A 17,400-nucleotide genomic window follows, 5' to 3' on the forward strand; every position below is an offset into this window, starting at 1 on the left:
ATTGCGCGAGACCTCTATCGTGAATTTTCCGCCTGTACTGAATTTGTCAAAGGTCGGCGAATATCCTGCCGGGGCCAAGGCCGGCGGTGGATTCGTTTGGGACGCCGTCCTTGAATATCGGGTGTGGTGTCATCCGGAACGTGGTGCGCCAGACGAGGCGGATGGGTCGGATTACTACTACGCTTTCGGTAGTTATGAAGACGCGGAAGCGTTTTTTCGCACAAGCGTCGGCGCGGAAGAGCCGCTGGCCCTCGTTCTGCAACGAGAATATATCGACGAGCCCGAACCTGGAAAGTACGTACATGTTCGTGAGGAGCGCATCACCGAGTGGCCGGTCGCCTTTCTACGGAGACCGAAGCGTGACCCACACACTATTCCTGCTTTCCTTGCGGAGGATGCCCCTGCGAACCGCCTCGATATCATTCGCGGCCTTGCCCCGAGAAGCGGCCGTACTGGATAGCCTCTGGGTGCTGGAGCTGTAACCATCCGCGCTAGTCGAACTGCCTCATAGTCGGCGCGAATGGTTGTTTCGTAGAAGTTTGACTGGCCACTACCGGCCACAACCGGCCATTGATGATTGGTCGCGATAGCGGACGTCCCAGGCGATTTCCCGGCGTCCATCTAATAACTGTTAGCACTCAGTTTCCATTAGAAAAATGGCTCGCTTGCTATTCAAATTGAATTGCGGCACGATGCCCGCCAGATAGAAATTTCCCCACTTCAAAATTCTTCTGCGCCCCAAAGTGATGCCATCGAATCCGAGCGCTTGTCCTCATTGCGGTGAATCTATTCATTACTTTCGCCGCCTCCTCATGCCTGCTCGCATTTGCTGCCCCGCATGCGGCGGCCTATGTTTCGTGAAAATTCCGAGAAGATTTTTAATTGGCGTCACGACACTTTTGATTGCTATTGTTATATTGCTCGCATGGGCCGCGCGCTACAATCATATGGTTTTATTTTCAGCGCTATTTGTTTTATTTTTTTCTGTATGCTTTATTAGTCAGTCCACCGGGAAGCTAATCCCTCGGAAAGCCGTAACTATTTCCACAACGACTCAGGGATTTCGCGGCGCGTGGAGCCTGGGCTTCAAAATAGCCGTAACAATTTTAGTCATCCTCACTGGATTGCTTATCTTCAGTGCAAGATAATGCGCAAAATAGCTCGACGGCAAAATCTGCCCAACAATCCACTTAGGCGAACCTGCCGAACACCCACCTCAGCTTCCTCCGCCGCTTGGGTGTGGCAGTCCACTTACCTAGTTTCTGACTGTCCGCTTTCCATTGCGGCTAGTGCCGCTGCGAGTCGACAGCAACCGGTGGATAGCGAAACCTCCATCGTCCGTTTCCGGCCAGTAGCGGACGCTCGGCGCCCCGATATGAGTCATGGGAGGTGAACGTGACCAACCCAAAAAGGCGCCAGGTAGCGAAGCGCCAGGCCCACAACCACGGCAATGGAATAGCCGAGCGCACCTGCCTGAAGATGTACTGCGACAAGAACGCAGCCAAGCATCGAGAAGAAAATCTGCCAAAGCCGTGGGAATCGAAACAACTTTGGCTCAATTTCTGGCGCGCCGATTGCACCCAGAAAGAATCCGGCGGAGCCGAGAAAGAGCACGTTTCGAAGGGCGTATCCGTACACCAGCCCCCCAAACAGAATGAAGATATTTGCGAACCCAAACGTCAACAACGAGACGAGTATCGCGAAGTGCTTCCAGCCTGCCATATCACCTAAGGCTCCATGTTTGAGTACTGCACCCCACTTCGCAAGTGTGGCATCCGCCACGGTCCGATGCTACGGTGAAGCCGATCGCGCGCGTCTCGGCCGCACTCTCCCACACAGCGCTGCATTGAGGCTTCAGGAGGAGGTCTAGTGTCAACTCACGTTTTGGCTTCCGCCATCAAGTGGCTCGTTTGGGTCGTGGGCATGGCTTTGGTGATGGGCTGGGTATCTCGCAGCCGCTCCCGTGCGCGCCCGCCATATCAAGCAGGCGTTCTCGTTCAACCAACTTCAATCCTTATTATCGGGGTTGTGTCTGCCGTCTTCTTTTTTGGCCTTGCGGTCGTCTCCATTACAGTAGGAAAGAACAGCACAAGCACTCTCGGAACGACGCTGCTCTTTTGCGCATTTGCCATCGCTTCGATGCCCTTGATTTTGGGCTTCTACTTGAGCCGCCACCGTGTTTCCCACTCCGGCATGGACTACGGGGAAATGTTCGGGGCGCGCCGCACCTTTGCTTGGTCTGAAGTGAGGACCGTGCGCTACTCGCGAGACATGGGGTGGTTCAAACTTGAGCTCGGCTCCGGATATGTCGCGCGCATTTCGACCATGTTGATGGGCCTGCCCGAGTTTGCCCGCCTGGTGCTCGTACACGTCCCGCGCGAAAGGTGCTCAGATGAAGCATATGCGCTTCTTCAAGGCGCGCGTGGCGGCAAGCTCCCGAACCTAATCGGCGGCGGGGGGCGGCGTGCTTAGGCTTAAGCGGTCAATCGAAACGGACACCTTAGCTTCCAGCGGACCCGCGGAGCACTCACCTTGATTTCCCTCCTCAAACTCTTACGCGCAGCAATCCACTGAGCTAGCGTGTTAGGACTCTCAAGTGCAGCCACTCGCGACCAATTTCATTATCTGGCAGCTTCTGCGACCAAAGATTTCTTGTGCGCTGAGCGTGCTCCCAATCGGCCTCATGTTTTCAGCATTCATCCCGCTTCTTCTATTGGTCGAACCACTGGAGCGGGCCATGGGGATACCGCACGGTGCTCCCATAAAGGAACAGGCTAATGGTTGGCTTTGGGTAACGCTGTTCCTGGCGACGATGGTGGTACTCATGTTGGCTGGAGCCACGCTTGGCTGGTTAGCAAATGCACTTATCGCACGAGTCGTCTTTCGCTGGCCCGCGAAGATGGTACGCGACGCGTTTCTTCATTCTCAGGTTCCCAACACATGGTATCGGGAAGCCGAGGCAAAGGCGGAGGCGAACGCCGTTACATCGAGACGAATGGACGCATGGGCCACTACAAGACAGAAAGGGAAGTGGCACTTCGTAGTGGTTCGCGGCTTATTGGGCTGGGGCTCACCAATGTTCTTCGGAATGTCAGTTGTTCCGGTGTTTCTCCATCGGGTGCAACCGTCGCTTGGCTACTTCGTATCGCAGCTTCTAATTTGGGCGACAGGGGGTGCCTTGTTCGGTTTTGTCATTTGGCATTTCTCCGAACGGCAGTTTCAAAAGCACCACCGTGAAACAGAGGCCTAATGTCCGGCTGTTTTAACAGTGGCAACCTCGGTTCAAAGGTCGAGCGGTCAACGCCCGCTTTCGGCCAGAAGCGGACGTCCCGGAATCCCACATGGCATGGAGGTATGTTGAACAAAATCATACGCGTCGCAAGCACGTTGGTTCTAACCGTCGTGTTAGCGGCATGCGATAACGCCAGCTCACCATTGAGATGGATAGAAGATGTACGCCTGCCCGACGGTCGGATTGTCACGTTGACCCGCTATCAGGAATTCAAGGGGCCGCACGAGTGGGGCAATACCCCGACCGTGAGCGACTACTGGTTCGAGTTCAAGCATCCAGACACGGGGCAGGTTGTCCGCTGGCAAAGCGACCGGGATTTAGATCCGCTGGCTTTGTTCATGGATGCAAAGGTACCCATGCTTTTGGTTAGGCCAAATTTTGACGGTGTGGAGCGCCGACATTGCCCTAACCCTCCCTATCTATTGTTTCGTTTTGTTGGTGTCTGGGAGCAGGTCCCATTGGAACGAATCCCTGTTAGGCGCTTGCGAGCTAATTTGACGTTTGGGCTCAGTGGTGAAAGAAAACTTATCGAGTCATCTAATTTTCACCTTACTGCCGAGCAGACCAGCAATACAACATTCCAAAATGTTCCCTTCATCATCAACTTTTCATTGATGAAAGAACAGACTTTCGGAATTCAGAATTGCGGACGGAATCCCGACCGGCTGTTGGAACAGCACCGATGAGGGCGGCTCCGATCGGCCGACGGGAGCCAATCGTCCGCTCCCGGCCAAAAGCCGCCATTCCCCGATGCTTTGTAATCTGTCTTCCTATGCACCCTGTTATCTCTGCTGCCTTGGATGCAATCTGCTTGGAGCGCGACGACCAAAAGTATTCGGCCTCCTTCGATGCCGTGGCCGCCGTAGTCAGAGAGTTTGGTGAGCGGGATTTAGCCAATATCCTCTTCTCCGAAATTCCGAGAACAGTGCCGTTCGAGCTTGTTGCCGAACTGTTCAACCTGCTTGCATGGAGCACAAACGACAATGGTGCCGGCGTGACCAGGACTATTGAGGCTTGGCTGCGCGAGGGCCTGGACAATAGAAAGTTGCTAATTGCACTCCACCTTGAGGTCTTCCCCTTCATTGACGACGAAGAGATGGACCGGGTACTTTCCCATCTCGCGGAGAAAAACGTCCGCGTGGCAGCCCGTTGCAAAGAACTTATACGGTCTCGTCGGCGCCCCTTTGAATCACAGTGATCAATGATTGAAAGTAAATCACGCTCCGGAAGCGTGGCAGTTGGCGTGCTGAAGGCGCTTCACGTTCTGAACGCTGAAGGTAAACCGGCAACGCTCGACGCCAGTCTGTAACTGGCTCGCGACATCTGAAGATTTCTACTACGACGACTGGCTGATCGTCGGCGGACGTACCGCGACGGAATACATCGCTGACATTCTCGAAGATCTGCACGAGCTTGGCGTCGTTTGGGCGGTCGAGCGCAGTACGGGGGCTGATTCGCAGACGAGCCTGGGGTGGAGTCCACGTCTTCCTCCATCAGCCTAAGCAACGCCGCAAAGATCGCTAAGCTTCTGTCATCTATGCACAAACTATCCGTACAAGAAGGCAACGATTGGGTCGAGCACTCGCACCCGGCCGTTTTTTGTCGGCAATCGATTGAAGGTAACGTTGTGCGGCTGGCTGTAGGCGTGCCCGCAGGAGACAGCGAGGTCTTGCGGCGATTGCTGGCCTGCATGAAGCCGCCCTTGTACCTGCTCTATGTTTTGCATACCCCCAGAGGTGAGGGGGATCCCGGCAGATATCAAAGCCCGGCCTTGGGCGAGCACGAGGTATTGAGCTTCTTGGCGGAGTTCGCCGGCCTGCTCGGGTCAGACGCCCGCCACGATGTCTGGGTCCATTCTCCGGAAGGGAGCGCGACGTTAGTCTGGGAACGGCACAATGTCATTTACGCGTACGGACCAATTGGAAGCTTTGAATCTGCCTTGATCCAACTTGGTTTTGGGACAGGAAAAATCGGCGTCGATTTTCCCCATCAACATCACTACCGAGCAGAGTATGACGAGGCGGCGAGGGCTGTGCTAACACGCTTCAATTGGTCGTATTCCGCCCTTCGGCCAGAGGACGAACAATAAATAGCAAGTGGCCGGATGCTCCTGCGTCCAATATCGGCCAGTCGCGGCCGGCCCCCACGACCGACATCGCCGCCCACGCGCCCAGCGTTGCGAGCCCCAAGCTCAATCCCTAAACCCCCGCCTCAATCAAATCCGAAATCTGCACCGACGCCCGCGCAAAGTCAGTCAGCGCGCGGGCGCGCTTGTGCCGATAGCTGCCGGCGGAGATGACGACGGGCTCTTTGGTTTCGTCATCCTGCAGGACGATGAGCATGCCGGTGTAGCGGTCTGCCTGGTAGATGTGTTTGTTAAGCAGTTGCAGCGCGCGCTCGACGTCGGCGGGGTAGAGGCTGGCGAGGTCGGCGGGTGTGCGGGCGGCGGCGGGCGCGTCGTCGATGCACGGTTGTGCCGTGAACTGGCCGGTCTTGCGGATGGCCGACAGGACGATGGACGTGACCCACTTGCGGAAGCGGTGCGGGACGGTGCCGGGCTTCACTGCGTCGCGGCAACGCAGGACTAAAGTGTACATGCCGGATTCGCTGATGACGTTGGCCTGATCGTTTCCCCGGGATAAGCCCTGAATTGAAGTTAGGGCTTTCTCGTCGGCATCGAGAGAAAGAAGCGCCTTGGTCGGATTCGTGAGGTGCAAGGCGCGGCACACGTCGGCTGCGACAAACCACGGCTCGTCGTCACGCATGACAACGCGGACCGCATGGGATTCGAAATTGAAGGTGTTGGGGGTAGGGGCGAGCGCGGACGCGCCAACAGACGTACCAGTCATGGCATGACTCCGAAGTAGCGGTGTGCGAACCGCCAACCCGACGCCAATCGGGTGGGCGGAACTGTGCAGGTTGGCGTACCGGTACTTCGGAACCGGCAGGGCCGAAGCCCTCCCGCACAGCCCGCCCGAGGGAGAACCATGCTGCGCAAACAAAAAGCCGCGACCAATGTGCAGGCGCGGCTCGTATGCGCCGAAGTATACCGGGACGCCAATCCCGTGTGCCGGTGTTTCCGGCGACCGGCCGAGTATACGGCGGGCGGGGGGAGGGTGCAATGCTGTGTGACAGTGGTACGCAAATGCGGCTGCCTGCGGCCATGGCTCCCCATGCATCGCCGAAATTCCGCGACCGGATAGAGAAAACGGCTCAATGGCGTTGGAGGTTGCCCGGGCTATGTTCAACAACGTAGACGCCGGGGTGCCAGATGAACAGCGAGCAAACGATATGGATTCCGCGGCGGCTCTCCGCGATATGCGTTGTGGCTGCCGCCATGCTCACGTCTTCGTGCATGGAGCCTTGGTATCAGGCGCGGTCCGACCAATGCAGAAAGTTCTGCCTTGACAGGGGGATGTTCGGCACCCTGAAGCAAAGACCGGGGCCAATGTCATCGAAGCCGAGTGCGGTTCAATACGACTGCTTCTGCTATTAACGGAGGCGCCAGATGAGCCCCAAGCAGGAACACTACGTGGCGATGGCCGCTTTACTCCTGGCAATGGGGGCGTGTGGTCTTCTCGGCTACGTTACGCAGTCTCGATTTTTATACTGCCCGCGCTCGCCGCTGCATTGGTCTATGCACTTTGGAACCTCGCATTCTCTTGCCGGAAATGCGGTACTCCGTATCTCTACGTGGTCAAGGGGCTGGTCATCGTCCCGGCGGGCTTTCCCAAACAATGCAGGAAATGCGGGTGGCCCACTAATCAAAGGTATGGCAATAAGGATTAGCTCTCCGGCTTGATGTGGAGGTCCGTTCTATGCGATCGCTCTCGATGGTGCTTCTTGTCACATTGGCGTCTGGATTCGCCTTCGCGGCCGGCCCCTCGGTGACGACTGCGGAAGCCCTCCTTGTGCGCATCGGAAATGAGGGCGGCCATGCGGTGCTCAGGGATTTATGGGAGCACGAGCCGGATTTTGAGCGTGTGTTGGCTGGTGTCGAGTCTGGCGACGCCACTTGGTTAGGGGTGGCATCCGCACTTCGGCCATTTTCGGATGCTGGTGGCTCGTTGTCGCTGGACTACGCGGTGGCCCGTGCGCTCCCACGTGCACCGGAGCGGGTCTTAGGTTTGGTCGGGCGCGGATTCGCTTTGCAACGCATCTGCACGTCGCCCTTTATTGAGCCGGCGCCAGGGGTCGCTGAAGCCTATGAGCAGAAGACATTACTCGCGCTTTCTAAGGTCAAATCGCCGGCGCTCGCCCCAATAGCGGCCCAGTGTGCTGAACGGGTATATTTGCCAGTTCAGTAACGGCCCATCGACCCGCCTCGCGACCGATCACCATGGCACATTTGTCCCGCTCTAGAGTCACCCTACGCATCGTCGGGGACGACCTTGACCCGGAAGAGATCAGCCGCCAGCTTGGCTGTAAGCCCACAACTGCTCAGCGCAAAGGCGAGGCAATTGTCCATCGCGAAACTGGCCACACGCGTATCGCTTTGTTTGGTCAGTGGCGCCTCGAGGCAGCGCCGCGGGAGCCCGAAGACATTGACGGGCAGATCTCGGAAATTCTCGGGCAGCTCTCCTATGACCCGGAGATCTGGCGCAGTATTGGTCAGCGCTACAAGGTCGACTTGTTCTGTGGCTTGTTCATGAAGACCGGTAACGAGGGGTTGTCGCTGTCACCTAGCTCTCTGCATGCCCTAGGGGTGCGGCAAATCGAAATTGGATTCGACGTTTACGGTCCAGACGGCGAGGTGCCGCGTAGCGACGCGGATGTGTAGCGCATAACGATGATTGCGATCGGTCAGCATCGGCCATTCGACGAAGGTTGACGGCATCCACGTCAGCAGGCTGACATCGAACGGATTCATTGCGGCGGGAGGCCGGCAGATGCAAATTCTCGAAGCAGTCCAGAGCGCCTGGGGTTGGACCGGCATCGAGCCAGTGGAACTGGTAGATGAGAACGACTTCGGCAATCTCATAATCAAGGACGTGCACGAGCAGTACTGGCGACTCTGCCCGGAAGACTGCTATTGCGAGGTCGTCGCGGCAGATCAACCAGCGTTTGAGGCGCTGGCGGCCGATAGTGAGTTTTCGGTGGACTGGCAGATGAGTGTTTTGGTGGATCAAGCAACGCAACGGCTTGGTGCACTTTCAGCAGGGCGGAAGTTCTGTCTCAAGATCCCCGGAGTGCTCGGCGGCGAGTATGGCGGCGATAACCTCGGAACAATCTCGATGGAGGAGTTGATACGCTTCTCTGGCGACATAGCTCGGCAGATTGCGGACCTCCCTGAGGGGACGCCGATTAAGCTTTCGGTTGCTGACGGATTGCGCTCGTAGGCGTTATTGCAAACCACCGCCGTGTCAGGCACGCCAATAGCCCAGCGGCATCGCAGTATCCGACGAAATCCTGGTAAGACACCATGTGGCAACCAATTGAAGAAGCAGGGCTGTGGACTCGGCTTCAGGCTGACATTCTGAGGCTGTCGCCAGCCGCGCGATCGCTGGTCCCAATGTTGTCTCGGCCTCTGGCTGCTTTGTATTGCGAGAGAACGAAGGGAAACGCCGAGCGCCTATTCGTGATCGTTCGGGTAAATGAGAAGGCCCTGGTATATGACGACGTGGAAGAGGAATATGCAATCGCACATGTTCCTGAAGGTGGGCTTCTGCGCAATTGGGAACTTCACGGTTCTCTCGAGGCGGCGCTCCTTGCGCTCTTTGCTAAACCGTAAGTGTTGCCGTCAACACCTACGCCTGTCTTCACAGTGATGGTCGAGGTCGAGAATGATCGAGAACAGGACAAGGCCACTGAATCGGGCACTGCTACTGCAAGAACTAGACTTCGTGATGGCCAAGCTGGCTGCGGCTGGGGTCGCCGAGGTTCAGCTTAGCTTCGGATGGGATTGCAATCTTGACATCGACGACATGTGGCAAGAGCAGTCCGTAAGGGTGGATGCGCTTCTTGAGAGCGTCATCCAAGCAGAACAGTCCGGAATTGTCGAAGTCGGGCGGGGCGACATCTTCGTCAAATCTCACGACTTTGAACTTACGTTGTGCCATGAAGCAGACGCCCATGTTGGAGGCACGAGCGACCTAGTGCGTGAAACGATTGTCCGATGGCGCCAGCTGGGCTACGAGCCCTATGAGGTCGCCGAGGGCTGATCCATTACACGGTGGGTGGGGAGGCGAATGACCCTCAGTTGAGCTGAGGGTCATTCGCATTTGCGATAGGGAGTTCCGTGGCTTTGTTGTTGTGGCTATGAATGGTGTCGCGGCGGGGTGGTCGCCAAACGACAGCGAAAAGGAGTGACGCGTCATGGAGCAGAATGCTGCCGCCCTCGAGCTAGAGCTATACAGAAGAGTAGATGAGGTTCTGTACTATGTTTGGGACCCAATTGGAGTCTCATGGTGTCCCGCCGCCCGTGATGAATACCAGAGGTATCTGCCAAAGGTGTTTGCCCTGTTGCAGGAGGACGTAGGGGCGCCGCCCGTCGCTGCATACCTGGACGAGGTGGCGACGACGAGAATGGGCCTGGAAGCGAGGCCAGAGCATTCCATGCGTGTCGCCCAATTGCTGCTCGAATGGAAGACTGAGATCTACAGCGGACAATAGTAATGCCGTGGCGGACCGCTCGTGCAGCCAGCGGAAGGCCATCGGTTACGCTTGGGTAAGAACATCTTGGAAACTATCCACCTCCATCCCTATGACCTTCGCCTTTGAATGCGCCACGTGCGGAAACACTCACGAAGGCATGCCCAGTTTTGTCGCGGCTGCTCCGGTGAGTTACTACGAAATTCCAGCAGCCGAGAGAGAAGCGCGTTGCGACATGGGGAGCGACGACTGCGTGATCGATGGAGAGTATTTCTTCATTCGCGGCTGCATCGAGATCCCGGTTCATGGTCACCCCGAGCCGTTCTCGTGGGGCGTTTGGGTGTCGCTCAGCCGAACCAGCTTCATTGAGTGGCTGAAGTACTTTGAGGAGCCGTCCCGCTCGCATGTTGGGCCGTTCTTTGGCTGGCTCAATGCAGCCTTGAAGCCATATGCCGACACCATAAACCTGAAGACGCGGGTTCACTTGCGCGACGATGGTATTCGGCCTTACATCGAGCTCGAGCCAACCGACCATCCGTTGGCCGTTGAGCAAAGAACCGGCATTTCCGTTGAACGGGTGGCAGAGATCTATGCCCTTATGGTTCACGGTGTGCTGTCAGGAACAAGCAAACAATGAAACGCTTGCGGTGGCTCTTCATCTACGCCCTTGGGAGTGTGGCCTCCACCAGCGCGCACGGCCTGACACCAGCTGCTGCGCTTTCGCACGTTTCGGACGTGGGTGCCAACCAGGCCGTATTGGACTACTACGAAACCCCGCAGTGGGACCACGTTGTTCGAGGTATCGCCTCGGGTGACAGCGATTGGCTGAATGTATATACGGCTTTGCGGCAGGCGGCAGATGCGGGAGCCGGCGAGGACCTTGGGGACGCGATCTACGCGGCAGTTCCCAAACGGCCCTTCAATGTTTTGCCTCTGCTAGCGGAAAGCACTGGTAGAACCGCAAGGCAGCTTTGCACCTTCACTTTCGAGTCCAAGCTGCCTGAAGGCGGGATCGGTGCATACCTTGACCGCCTCGATCGCGCCCTCGCTCAAGCGTCGACCGGAGAGCAGCGAAGAATGGCGGCAGCCTGCCGCGAGGGAATTAAGGCCACTAGGCGGCAGTTTGAGGGGCGGTAGGCTGCCGACGCGACCAACCGGCCGCCCGTCCTACCCATGCGCCATCAGCTCCATGGCCGCGCGAGCCAAAAGCCCGCTGCGTGTTTCATGCCGTTTCTCGGCAAACCGATCCAGCTTTCTGAGCACGAAGCGGGGGAGTGAGACGTTGATGCGTTCCGGGGTGCGGTCAAGCTCCTCGTCGTCGATTTCAACGATCGCCCAGATGGCACCCGCGTACTCGTCTTGCTTGGTCAGGTCTTCAATTGTCGAGCAGGTTACGTCTACGTCTTCGCCGAGCTCTGCCAGTGTCTGCAGATGACCCGCGATGGCCGCCCGCGTGTTGCGGATGGCTTCATCGACGGTATCGCCCCACGAGTGCACGCCGGGAATATCCGGCACGGTGACGCCATAGACGCTCCCCTCGTCTTTGTGAATCGCGATGGGGAATTGCATGGCCTTCCTTCCTAGGTTGTTACGCGACCGGTTTTGCACCTCTGCGAAAAACCGCCGGCCTCAGGGCCCGACTAGTCCGCTTAATATCTGTTAGAGCGCAGGTGGCAGCTTCGCTGCGCTAGGCTCCGAGTATGCCGAGCCCGAATCGATCCCGAGGAGAAGTTCCAATGAGTCCAGCTACACAGGTTGAGGGCGAGATCATCGCCAAGCAAGTCGCGCAGCGGGTAGAAGCAGAGGCGACCTTGGCCAAGTTTCGGGCACCTATCGCGAAATGGCAGTACTTCCTTTGGCTGGTCGTGGGCTTCGTTTGGGGTGGGTCCACTGCTGCGTGGGCAACACACGGCGCTTTGTTCATCGGTGCGGTCGCTGGCGCAGCGTTTTTTCTTGCTGCTGCTGCTTTCCGAGAGTGCATTGATCTGAGGCGTCGGCTGGACGCCACACTTATTCTGCTGCGTAGCCGCGATGCGCTCTAACTCCTTCATCAAGCGGACGTCCTACCGCCAGTAGTGGCGAAGGAATAGCGGTTCAGCGCCGAGCGCGCACGTGGAACCCGTACTCGTTTTCCGGACTGGGACACGGCATTTGGTAACTGCCTCCCACCGCTTCAACTTCCACGATGCCTGTCCAAGGCAGCGGTCTTGAGACGTACTTGTCGGACACGGAGTAGATGATCTCCGGCGGCACCCCGAACGCCTTCAGCCCGCTGACAACCTCGTCGGCACGCCTCTTGGCGAGTGCTACTCGCGCCGGTGCGGTGGCCGCTTCCGATTCATCGATATGGGCTGACACGCCTACGCCCTCGAGCGGGCACCACTTTTCTTTGATCATCTCGAGCAGGCGGACAAGCTTGACCCGCTCGGCCATCGCCAGTTGTGCAGAGCCGGGCGCGAAAGATAGATCGACCCCGTTGGTGGGCTTTTCGTATGCCGATGACGCTGTCGGCATGCAAAGGGCCGCAATGAGAATCAGCGATGCGATGGGTAATTTCATTGTGAGGGCCGTCGGGCGAGGGAGTCGTTGTTAAGAGGAGCTAGCCTACGTGGCGCCGTTCCCAGCCGCAATGATGGCGGCGGTTGCATCCTGAAACGCAGTCAACGACTCCTCTCGCATTTCCGCCCGCTCAGCGGAGTTCGCGGGCAGTCCTAGGTCGGAGCGGAGATCTGAAAGCGCCGCATCCTGCAGCGTGAATAGCTGCTGCACCTGAGCGGAAAAGGTTTGGAGTGCCTCTGCGATTGCGGCCTTATAGACGGCGCCTGCCGCATCGCGTTTCTTGGAAAATTCAGCTAGCAGTTCCTCGTGTATCTCCCATTGCTGACGTATCGGATCCCATTGTTCCGCATTGGCGCGGTTTAGGTTCGCGTTTTTCATAAGCTCAGCGATGGCCTTTCCGGCGGTTATTTGCTGATTAACAAGATCAGAAGCGGACATATATGCGGCGTGCTTTTCCTGAAGTTGCATTCGAAGGACACTGTTTTTCCCAGTAATTTCGCCGACTTTGTGGGAGAGCTTTGTAATGCTCTTAGTTGATTTGCTGCCAGCGACCGCTGCCGCCGCAGCAAATTCTTTGCCTATTTCCGCGAGGCCAGCCATACATTCTTGATCCGCGATTGCCGGGTTCAACTGGTTCCCGAGGACTAGCGGAATTTGGCTTGCGGCTTTGATCGCAGGGATATAGATGTCCAGCCGCATCTTGAGCTGTCTTTCGACGTTGGCTTGTTTCTCGTCATGGGACTGCTTCAGTTCGAGCATTCGCTCTGCGTGCTTGTTGTTGCGACGGCTAGTCTGGTCGGCCACAACCCACGCACCAATAGCGGAGAGAACCCCCGTCACTATTTCTTTGGGGATCATTCCAATCGCATCTGCAATTTCTTTTATCGCCATAAAGCCCCCTCGCGACACGAATTATTAATTGCTTGATTTGTAAGTGTAGCGCGGGCGCATGCTGTCTTCGAGCAGCAAGTCAATGGCGTCCATGTTCGTCGGATCGGGCGCAAGCCACGCATCAATGTTTTCCGGCTTGATCGGAACCGGGCAGCGGTCGTGCCCGGCCTCGGCAATCTCCGGCGGCGGATCGTCGGTGATGATCGCGAACGACAGCAGATCCTTTTCGCCGGGCTTGGTCGCGCGCCAGTGTGACCACACGCAGGCGACGAGCAGCGTCTGCGGCGGGTCGGGGCGGAATTCGAGGATGACGTTTTTGCCATCTGGCCCGGTCACGTTCTCATAGAACGCGTCGACCAAGACCAGGCCGTGCGTGTGGCCGTATTGGCCTTTCCAGAAGCCGCGCAGGTTGTCGCGGCGGGCGTTGTAGGTGCCGGGGTACTGTTCGTCGTAGAAGGCCGGCTTGCCGGCGGGGCGGCACTGGTAGCGCATCGGCTTGACGACGCGCCGGCCGTTCTCCATCACCATCACGGGCGCATACCAGCCGGGGTAGATGCGCGAGTCGCGCGGCTTGAGTTCGGTGCTCTTGAGTTCTTCGAGTTTGCCCTTGGCCGCCGCGATCTTGTTGGTGGCGATGCGGACGTCTTCAGCGGCTTTCTTGGTGGCCTTCGCGGCGAGGGATTGCTGGGCTTTCTCCAGCCGTTCGGTCTGCTTGGCCAGCTCCTGCAGCAGCGCGATCTCGTCTGCGGCCATGCGCGCGCGGATGACCTCGGCGATCTTCTTCTCTTCGTCGGTCTCGGGCGATTCGAGGAAGTGCGCGGTCATCGCCCTGGGCACGCGCATCTTCGGGTTGGCGAAGTACTCCATCACCATCCGCGTGAAATCGTCGAGCGACATGATGGCGCCGTACTCGTGTACGAACCGTCGATAATCGGCTTCGATTTGGGCGGAGTAGCACATGGAGGCACACCCAGGCGGTGGGGTGTCTGATCATACTGTGCGCGCCGGTGCGTCAGCGCGGCGGTTTACCCGCATCGATACCTACCAATCGGAAGTCATTGCGCGATGACGTGGACCCCAACGTCAGCGCTGCGTGTGCTCCGGCGATAGTGGTGTCGCGAAACTTTCGGCGATCTGTTTGCCGAGCAATATCGCCGCGCCCAAAGCCATGCCCTCGCTGACAAAGCCTTCGGCCGGATATGCCGGCATCCAATCGGTGGGCGGTCCGTCATTGGGGAGATATCGAAACTCGCTCTGCCACCGTTGGTCGTCTCTGCGCATTGCCTGGATTTCGACGCGCCCGTGTATTGCATTGACTGTTGTGTGCATTTTTCTTCTCGATAACATCCCCCGGATGAGATGGGCGCCGCTCGATGGTGGTGTATCCCTCGAATAGGTACCGTACTGATGGGGGAAAGGACTGTCTAGCGCTCCCGGCCCGACATGGGTCAAGACCGGTTGCAGGCTTAGTTCTTGAACATGTGCTCCAGCGGCGGGGCACGCGGCATGCGAAGCCAGCAGCTCTGCTGTCCGGTAGCAGTCACTCAACATGGAGCGTGGCTCACCTTCGGCCGCCTGGTGGCCGCCCACCTCTGGTCTTGTCGATCATCTCTGACAGCCAGCCCTCTCGCTGCAGCACCGCCCGCAGGGCCAAAAGCGCGGCGCCGAGCGGGTTGTCGGGGTAGACAAAATACTCTTCCGTTTCTACGCGCCAGGCGTGGTAGCCGACGTTGTGGAGCGCGCGGATCTCCCAGAGGAGCCGCATGACGGTTTCGTTGTCGCGGTGCTCTTCGGCCAGCTTGTGCAGCTCGCCCAGAGTGAGCGCGGGAAAGCGCTCGCGGATGTATTTCGCCATGGGTACACCGTCACCATTTGCGAGCGTTGCGCATGGCCCGGCGGTCATGGGGCGCGGGCTCGGCGGGGAGGGACGTGCGGTATGCCTCATTGCGCGCAACGTCCTCGTGGAACCATGTCTCTGCCGCGAGCTCTTCGTGCAGAGCTGCGACGGCAATACCGAACGCGTCTGTTCGTCCGCCGGGGCCGGCGGACTGAGCGACCTGGTGCACGCGGAAGACGAGGTTGCGCAGCGCCTGCACTTCCATGACCAGCCGCCGCACGACGGGGTCGTGGCCATAGCGGTCGCCGATGGCTGTCAGTTGCTCGGTGCTGAGCGCGGGGTATTGGATGCGGAGGGGGTAGGGCATGGCGCAAATACTGTATAGATATACAGTATCGTGGGCCGGATGCTACGCGTCAATGTAGACAATGCAGACGTGGAGGGAAGGCCACTGCGTGGCGAATGCGCCCTTGATCACCTAGCGCTCTGCTTGCAACCGGTGGTGAAGGTGGCTACCGGCGCGAGCCGAAGGGGGAAATTACTGTTCAAAACCCCCTGGCAAGTCATTGATTTTATTACCAAGGAAAACCTTGATCTGGTGGGAAAAAATCCTCCACTTGAGGAGCGCTCTGCATTTAGAATCAACGGCTTACAAAAAAAATTCCACCATGTCCATCCAACACGCACTGCTGACATCCCTGCTGGAAAAGCCCTCGTCGGGCTACGAGCTTGCCCGACGCTTTGACAAGTCGATGGGCTATTTCTGGAGCGCCACGCATCAGCAGATCTACCGCGAGCTCGGCCGTATGGCCGAAGCAGGCTGGGTGAGCGTGGAAGAAGAGGAAGACAGCCGCAAGAAGACGTACACCGTACTGCCGCCGGGCCGGGACGAACTCGCCCGCTGGGTGCTGGAGCCGACCGTGTCGTCGGACAATCGAGAAGAAGTGCTGGTGAAGCTGCGTGCCGAGGCCGTGATCGGCCCGCTCGGTTTTGCCGACGAGATGCAGCGCCTGATCGAGCAGCACCGCACGCGCCTGAACACCTTCCGCGAGATCGAGCAGCGCGATTTTTCGCGGGCTGATCTCACACGTGCGCAGCGGTTGCAGCACGCGGTGCTTCAGCGCGGCATCGTTTACGAAGAAGGCTGGCTCGCATGGGCAGACGATGTGCTGCCGTTGCTGGAGCCAGCCTCAGTCACCGCTTAAAACTCAAGCCGTCGCCTTGCTACCGGCCGGAGCGCGCAGCGCTTCGATGTTGTTCAGGCGACGGCGCGCCACTTCGAACTCCTCGGCAAAGCGCTTGACGAGTTCCGCTGCCGGCACGACGCGCTTGACCGCGCCCACGCCCTGGCCGGCGCCCCAGATGTCTTTCCATGCCTTGGCCTTGGCGCCGCCGCCCGAGCCGAAGTTCATCTTGCTCGGGTCCGATTCCGGAAGCGCGTCTGGGTCCAGGCCGGCGCCTTCGATGCTCTTGCGCAGGTAGTTGCCGTGCACGCCGGTGAACAGGTTCGTGTAGACGATATCGCTGGCGGTGCTTTCCACGATCGCTTGCTTGTAGCCCTCGATCGCGTTGGCTTCTTCGGTGGCGATGAATGCGGATCCGACGTAGGCCAGGTCCGCGCCCGCTGCCAACGCCGCCAGGATCGCATTGCCGTTGGCGATGGCGCCCGACAGCAGCAGCGGGCCGTCAAACCATTCGCGAATTTCGTGGATCAGCGCAAACGGCGAGGTCGTGCCCGCGTGGCCGCCCGCGCCCGCCGCCACCGCGATCAGGCCATCCGCGCCTTTCTCGATCGCCTTCTTGGCAAATTTGTTGTTGATGACATCGTGCAGCACGATGCCACCGTAGCTGTGCACCGCCTGGTTCACGTCTTCACGCGCGCCCAGCGAGGTGATGACGATGGGCACCTTGTACTTCACGCACAGCTCCAGGTCGTGCTCCAGGCGGTCGTTCGACTTGTGCACGATCTGGTTGACGGCAAACGGCGCCGACGGCTTGTCGGGGTGCTGCGCGTCGTACTCGGCCAGCTCCGTGGTAATGCGCTGCAGCCAGGTCTCCAGCAGCTCGGCGGGTCGCGCATTGAGCGCCGGGAACGAGCCGACCACGCCCGCCTTGCACTGCGCGATCACGAGATCGGGGTTGGAAATGATGAACAGCGGCGAGCCCACCACGGGCACGGACAGGCGGTTTTGCAGGATCGGGGGCAGCGACATGGCAGTCTCCGTTGGAA

At 58.5% G+C, this 17,400-nt stretch carries 24 protein-coding genes; 15 read left to right on the forward strand and 9 right to left on the reverse strand.

What is annotated here, in order from left to right; genetic code table 11:
* The 7 genes from ACTJK4_RS12605 to ACTJK4_RS12635 all read left to right on the forward strand — a co-directional run.
* The coding region (locus ACTJK4_RS12605) for a hypothetical protein (RefSeq protein ID WP_440818048.1) at positions 1 to 460 on the forward strand (460 nt) is incomplete at its 5' end.
* A gap of 929 nt (positions 461 to 1,389) precedes the next feature.
* A complete protein-coding gene (locus ACTJK4_RS12610) occupies positions 1,390 to 1,731 on the forward strand; it encodes a hypothetical protein (RefSeq protein WP_440818049.1) in 342 nt (113 codons plus the stop codon).
* 192 nt (positions 1,732 to 1,923) lie between these two features.
* Positions 1,924 to 2,472: a hypothetical protein gene (locus tag ACTJK4_RS12615; RefSeq protein WP_440818050.1), complete on the forward strand. Its 549-nt coding sequence runs from the start codon at positions 1,924 to 1,926 to the stop codon at positions 2,470 to 2,472.
* A 124-nt stretch (positions 2,473 to 2,596) separates the two neighbouring features.
* Positions 2,597 to 3,250, forward strand: a complete 654-nt coding sequence (locus tag ACTJK4_RS12620) for a hypothetical protein (RefSeq protein ID WP_440818051.1) — start codon at positions 2,597 to 2,599, stop codon at positions 3,248 to 3,250.
* Positions 3,251 to 3,354: 104 nt separating this feature from the next.
* The gene (locus ACTJK4_RS12625; protein ID WP_440818052.1) at positions 3,355 to 3,978 is read left to right on the forward strand and encodes a hypothetical protein; all 624 of its coding nucleotides are present in this window, start codon (positions 3,355 to 3,357) and stop codon (positions 3,976 to 3,978) included.
* A 125-nt stretch (positions 3,979 to 4,103) separates the two neighbouring features.
* Positions 4,104 to 4,490, forward strand: coding sequence for a hypothetical protein (locus tag ACTJK4_RS12630; protein ID WP_440818053.1), 387 nt, complete (start codon positions 4,104 to 4,106; stop codon positions 4,488 to 4,490).
* Positions 4,491 to 4,763: 273 nt separating this feature from the next.
* Complete coding sequence (locus ACTJK4_RS12635) at positions 4,764 to 5,381, forward strand: hypothetical protein (protein ID WP_440818054.1); 618 nt, start codon at positions 4,764 to 4,766, stop codon at positions 5,379 to 5,381.
* Positions 5,382 to 5,490: 109 nt separating this feature from the next.
* Here the strand turns inward: ACTJK4_RS12635 and ACTJK4_RS12640 are convergent, their stop codons facing one another.
* Complete coding sequence (locus ACTJK4_RS12640; protein WP_440818055.1) at positions 5,491 to 6,057, reverse strand: BRO-N domain-containing protein; 567 nt, start codon at positions 6,055 to 6,057, stop codon at positions 5,491 to 5,493.
* Positions 6,058 to 7,110: 1,053 nt separating this feature from the next.
* Between ACTJK4_RS12640 and ACTJK4_RS12645 the strand changes: the two genes are divergently transcribed.
* The 6 genes from ACTJK4_RS12645 to ACTJK4_RS12670 all read left to right on the forward strand — a co-directional run bounded on the left by ACTJK4_RS12645 (position 7,111) and on the right by ACTJK4_RS12670 (position 10,520).
* On the forward strand, positions 7,111 to 7,599 hold the full coding sequence (locus ACTJK4_RS12645) for a hypothetical protein (RefSeq protein ID WP_440818056.1): 489 nt from the start codon (positions 7,111 to 7,113) through the stop codon (positions 7,597 to 7,599).
* A 32-nt stretch (positions 7,600 to 7,631) separates the two neighbouring features.
* Positions 7,632 to 8,072, forward strand: a complete 441-nt coding sequence (locus ACTJK4_RS12650; protein ID WP_440818057.1) for a DUF4279 domain-containing protein — start codon at positions 7,632 to 7,634, stop codon at positions 8,070 to 8,072.
* Positions 8,073 to 8,181: 109 nt separating this feature from the next.
* A complete protein-coding gene (locus ACTJK4_RS12655) occupies positions 8,182 to 8,631 on the forward strand; it encodes a T6SS immunity protein Tdi1 domain-containing protein (RefSeq protein ID WP_440818058.1) in 450 nt (149 codons plus the stop codon).
* Positions 8,632 to 9,138: 507 nt separating this feature from the next.
* Positions 9,139 to 9,453, forward strand: coding sequence for a hypothetical protein (locus tag ACTJK4_RS12660; protein ID WP_440818059.1), 315 nt, complete (start codon positions 9,139 to 9,141; stop codon positions 9,451 to 9,453).
* Between the two features lie 154 nt (positions 9,454 to 9,607).
* Positions 9,608 to 9,904 (forward strand): hypothetical protein, encoded by a 297-nt coding sequence (locus ACTJK4_RS12665; RefSeq protein WP_440818060.1) that lies wholly within the window; start codon positions 9,608 to 9,610, stop codon positions 9,902 to 9,904.
* 91 nt (positions 9,905 to 9,995) lie between these two features.
* A complete protein-coding gene (locus ACTJK4_RS12670) occupies positions 9,996 to 10,520 on the forward strand; it encodes a DUF2199 domain-containing protein (RefSeq protein ID WP_440818061.1) in 525 nt (174 codons plus the stop codon).
* A gap of 530 nt (positions 10,521 to 11,050) precedes the next feature.
* On the opposite strand, the gene ACTJK4_RS12675 is transcribed toward ACTJK4_RS12670, so the two are convergent.
* Positions 11,051 to 11,452 carry a type II toxin-antitoxin system HicB family antitoxin gene (locus ACTJK4_RS12675; RefSeq protein WP_440818062.1) on the reverse strand — a complete coding sequence of 134 codons (402 nt, stop codon included), beginning with the start codon at positions 11,450 to 11,452 and terminating at the stop codon, positions 11,051 to 11,053.
* A 167-nt stretch (positions 11,453 to 11,619) separates the two neighbouring features.
* Here ACTJK4_RS12675 and ACTJK4_RS12680 point away from each other — a divergent pair, with 167 nt between their 5' ends.
* Positions 11,620 to 11,925, forward strand: coding sequence for a hypothetical protein (locus ACTJK4_RS12680; protein ID WP_440818063.1), 306 nt, complete (start codon positions 11,620 to 11,622; stop codon positions 11,923 to 11,925).
* 52 nt (positions 11,926 to 11,977) lie between these two features.
* Here the strand turns inward: ACTJK4_RS12680 and ACTJK4_RS12685 are convergent, their stop codons facing one another.
* The 6 genes from ACTJK4_RS12685 to ACTJK4_RS12710 all read right to left on the reverse strand — a co-directional run bounded on the left by ACTJK4_RS12685 (position 11,978) and on the right by ACTJK4_RS12710 (position 15,537).
* Entirely contained in the window at positions 11,978 to 12,442 is a 465-nt protein-coding gene (locus ACTJK4_RS12685) for an OmpA family protein (protein WP_440818064.1), read from the reverse strand.
* 45 nt (positions 12,443 to 12,487) lie between these two features.
* A complete protein-coding gene (locus ACTJK4_RS12690) occupies positions 12,488 to 13,300 on the reverse strand; it encodes a hypothetical protein (protein ID WP_440818065.1) in 813 nt (270 codons plus the stop codon).
* Positions 13,301 to 13,357: 57 nt separating this feature from the next.
* Complete coding sequence (locus ACTJK4_RS12695) at positions 13,358 to 14,293, reverse strand: SOS response-associated peptidase family protein (protein ID WP_440818066.1); 936 nt, start codon at positions 14,291 to 14,293, stop codon at positions 13,358 to 13,360.
* 123 nt (positions 14,294 to 14,416) lie between these two features.
* Positions 14,417 to 14,662, reverse strand: coding sequence for a hypothetical protein (locus ACTJK4_RS12700; protein WP_440818067.1), 246 nt, complete (start codon positions 14,660 to 14,662; stop codon positions 14,417 to 14,419).
* 232 nt (positions 14,663 to 14,894) lie between these two features.
* Positions 14,895 to 15,188: a hypothetical protein gene (locus tag ACTJK4_RS12705; protein WP_440818068.1), complete on the reverse strand. Its 294-nt coding sequence runs from the start codon at positions 15,186 to 15,188 to the stop codon at positions 14,895 to 14,897.
* Between the two features lie 10 nt (positions 15,189 to 15,198).
* Complete coding sequence (locus ACTJK4_RS12710) at positions 15,199 to 15,537, reverse strand: hypothetical protein (RefSeq protein WP_440818069.1); 339 nt, start codon at positions 15,535 to 15,537, stop codon at positions 15,199 to 15,201.
* A gap of 301 nt (positions 15,538 to 15,838) precedes the next feature.
* Between ACTJK4_RS12710 and ACTJK4_RS12715 the strand changes: the two genes are divergently transcribed.
* The gene (locus ACTJK4_RS12715; RefSeq protein ID WP_440818070.1) at positions 15,839 to 16,375 is read left to right on the forward strand and encodes a PadR family transcriptional regulator; all 537 of its coding nucleotides are present in this window, start codon (positions 15,839 to 15,841) and stop codon (positions 16,373 to 16,375) included.
* 3 nt (positions 16,376 to 16,378) lie between these two features.
* Here ACTJK4_RS12715 and ACTJK4_RS12720 read toward each other — a convergent pair whose 3' ends face one another.
* Positions 16,379 to 17,383, reverse strand: coding sequence for an NAD(P)H-dependent flavin oxidoreductase (locus tag ACTJK4_RS12720; RefSeq protein ID WP_045205821.1), 1,005 nt, complete (start codon positions 17,381 to 17,383; stop codon positions 16,379 to 16,381).
* Positions 17,384 to 17,400 lie beyond the last annotated feature (17 nt).

It is taken from the genome of Ralstonia sp. 22111 (assembly GCF_052045895.1).
Classification (GTDB): Bacteria; Pseudomonadota; Gammaproteobacteria; order Burkholderiales; family Burkholderiaceae; genus Ralstonia; species Ralstonia wenshanensis.

Bases quoted from the DNA above. Each gene is read 5' to 3' on its own strand.
- ACTJK4_RS12715 (WP_440818070.1), top strand. From the start codon at position 15,839: ATGTCCATCCAACACGCACTGCTGACATCCCTGCTGGAAAAGCCCTCG.
- ACTJK4_RS12640 (WP_440818055.1), bottom strand. From the start codon at position 6,057: ATGCGTGACGACGAGCCGTGGTTTGTCGCAGCCGACGTGTGCCGCGCC.
- ACTJK4_RS12675 (WP_440818062.1), bottom strand. From the start codon at position 11,452: ATGCAATTCCCCATCGCGATTCACAAAGACGAGGGGAGCGTCTATGGC.
- ACTJK4_RS12615 (WP_440818050.1), top strand. From the start codon at position 1,924: ATGGCTTTGGTGATGGGCTGGGTATCTCGCAGCCGCTCCCGTGCGCGC.
- ACTJK4_RS12695 (WP_440818066.1), bottom strand. From the start codon at position 14,293: ATGTGCTACTCCGCCCAAATCGAAGCCGATTATCGACGGTTCGTACAC.
- ACTJK4_RS12700 (WP_440818067.1), bottom strand. From the start codon at position 14,662: ATGCACACAACAGTCAATGCAATACACGGGCGCGTCGAAATCCAGGCA.
- ACTJK4_RS12705 (WP_440818068.1), bottom strand. From the start codon at position 15,188: ATGGCGAAATACATCCGCGAGCGCTTTCCCGCGCTCACTCTGGGCGAG.
- ACTJK4_RS12645 (WP_440818056.1), top strand. From the start codon at position 7,111: ATGCGATCGCTCTCGATGGTGCTTCTTGTCACATTGGCGTCTGGATTC.
- ACTJK4_RS12650 (WP_440818057.1), top strand. From the start codon at position 7,632: ATGGCACATTTGTCCCGCTCTAGAGTCACCCTACGCATCGTCGGGGAC.
- ACTJK4_RS12670 (WP_440818061.1), top strand. From the start codon at position 9,996: ATGACCTTCGCCTTTGAATGCGCCACGTGCGGAAACACTCACGAAGGC.
- ACTJK4_RS12690 (WP_440818065.1), bottom strand. From the start codon at position 13,300: ATGATCCCCAAAGAAATAGTGACGGGGGTTCTCTCCGCTATTGGTGCG.
- ACTJK4_RS12625 (WP_440818052.1), top strand. From the start codon at position 3,355: ATGTTGAACAAAATCATACGCGTCGCAAGCACGTTGGTTCTAACCGTC.
- ACTJK4_RS12685 (WP_440818064.1), bottom strand. From the start codon at position 12,442: ATGAAATTACCCATCGCATCGCTGATTCTCATTGCGGCCCTTTGCATG.
- ACTJK4_RS12665 (WP_440818060.1), top strand. From the start codon at position 9,608: ATGGAGCAGAATGCTGCCGCCCTCGAGCTAGAGCTATACAGAAGAGTA.
- ACTJK4_RS12655 (WP_440818058.1), top strand. From the start codon at position 8,182: ATGCAAATTCTCGAAGCAGTCCAGAGCGCCTGGGGTTGGACCGGCATC.
- ACTJK4_RS12710 (WP_440818069.1), bottom strand. From the start codon at position 15,537: ATGCCCTACCCCCTCCGCATCCAATACCCCGCGCTCAGCACCGAGCAA.
- ACTJK4_RS12680 (WP_440818063.1), top strand. From the start codon at position 11,620: ATGAGTCCAGCTACACAGGTTGAGGGCGAGATCATCGCCAAGCAAGTC.
- ACTJK4_RS12720 (WP_045205821.1), bottom strand. From the start codon at position 17,383: ATGTCGCTGCCCCCGATCCTGCAAAACCGCCTGTCCGTGCCCGTGGTG.
- ACTJK4_RS12660 (WP_440818059.1), top strand. From the start codon at position 9,139: ATGGCCAAGCTGGCTGCGGCTGGGGTCGCCGAGGTTCAGCTTAGCTTC.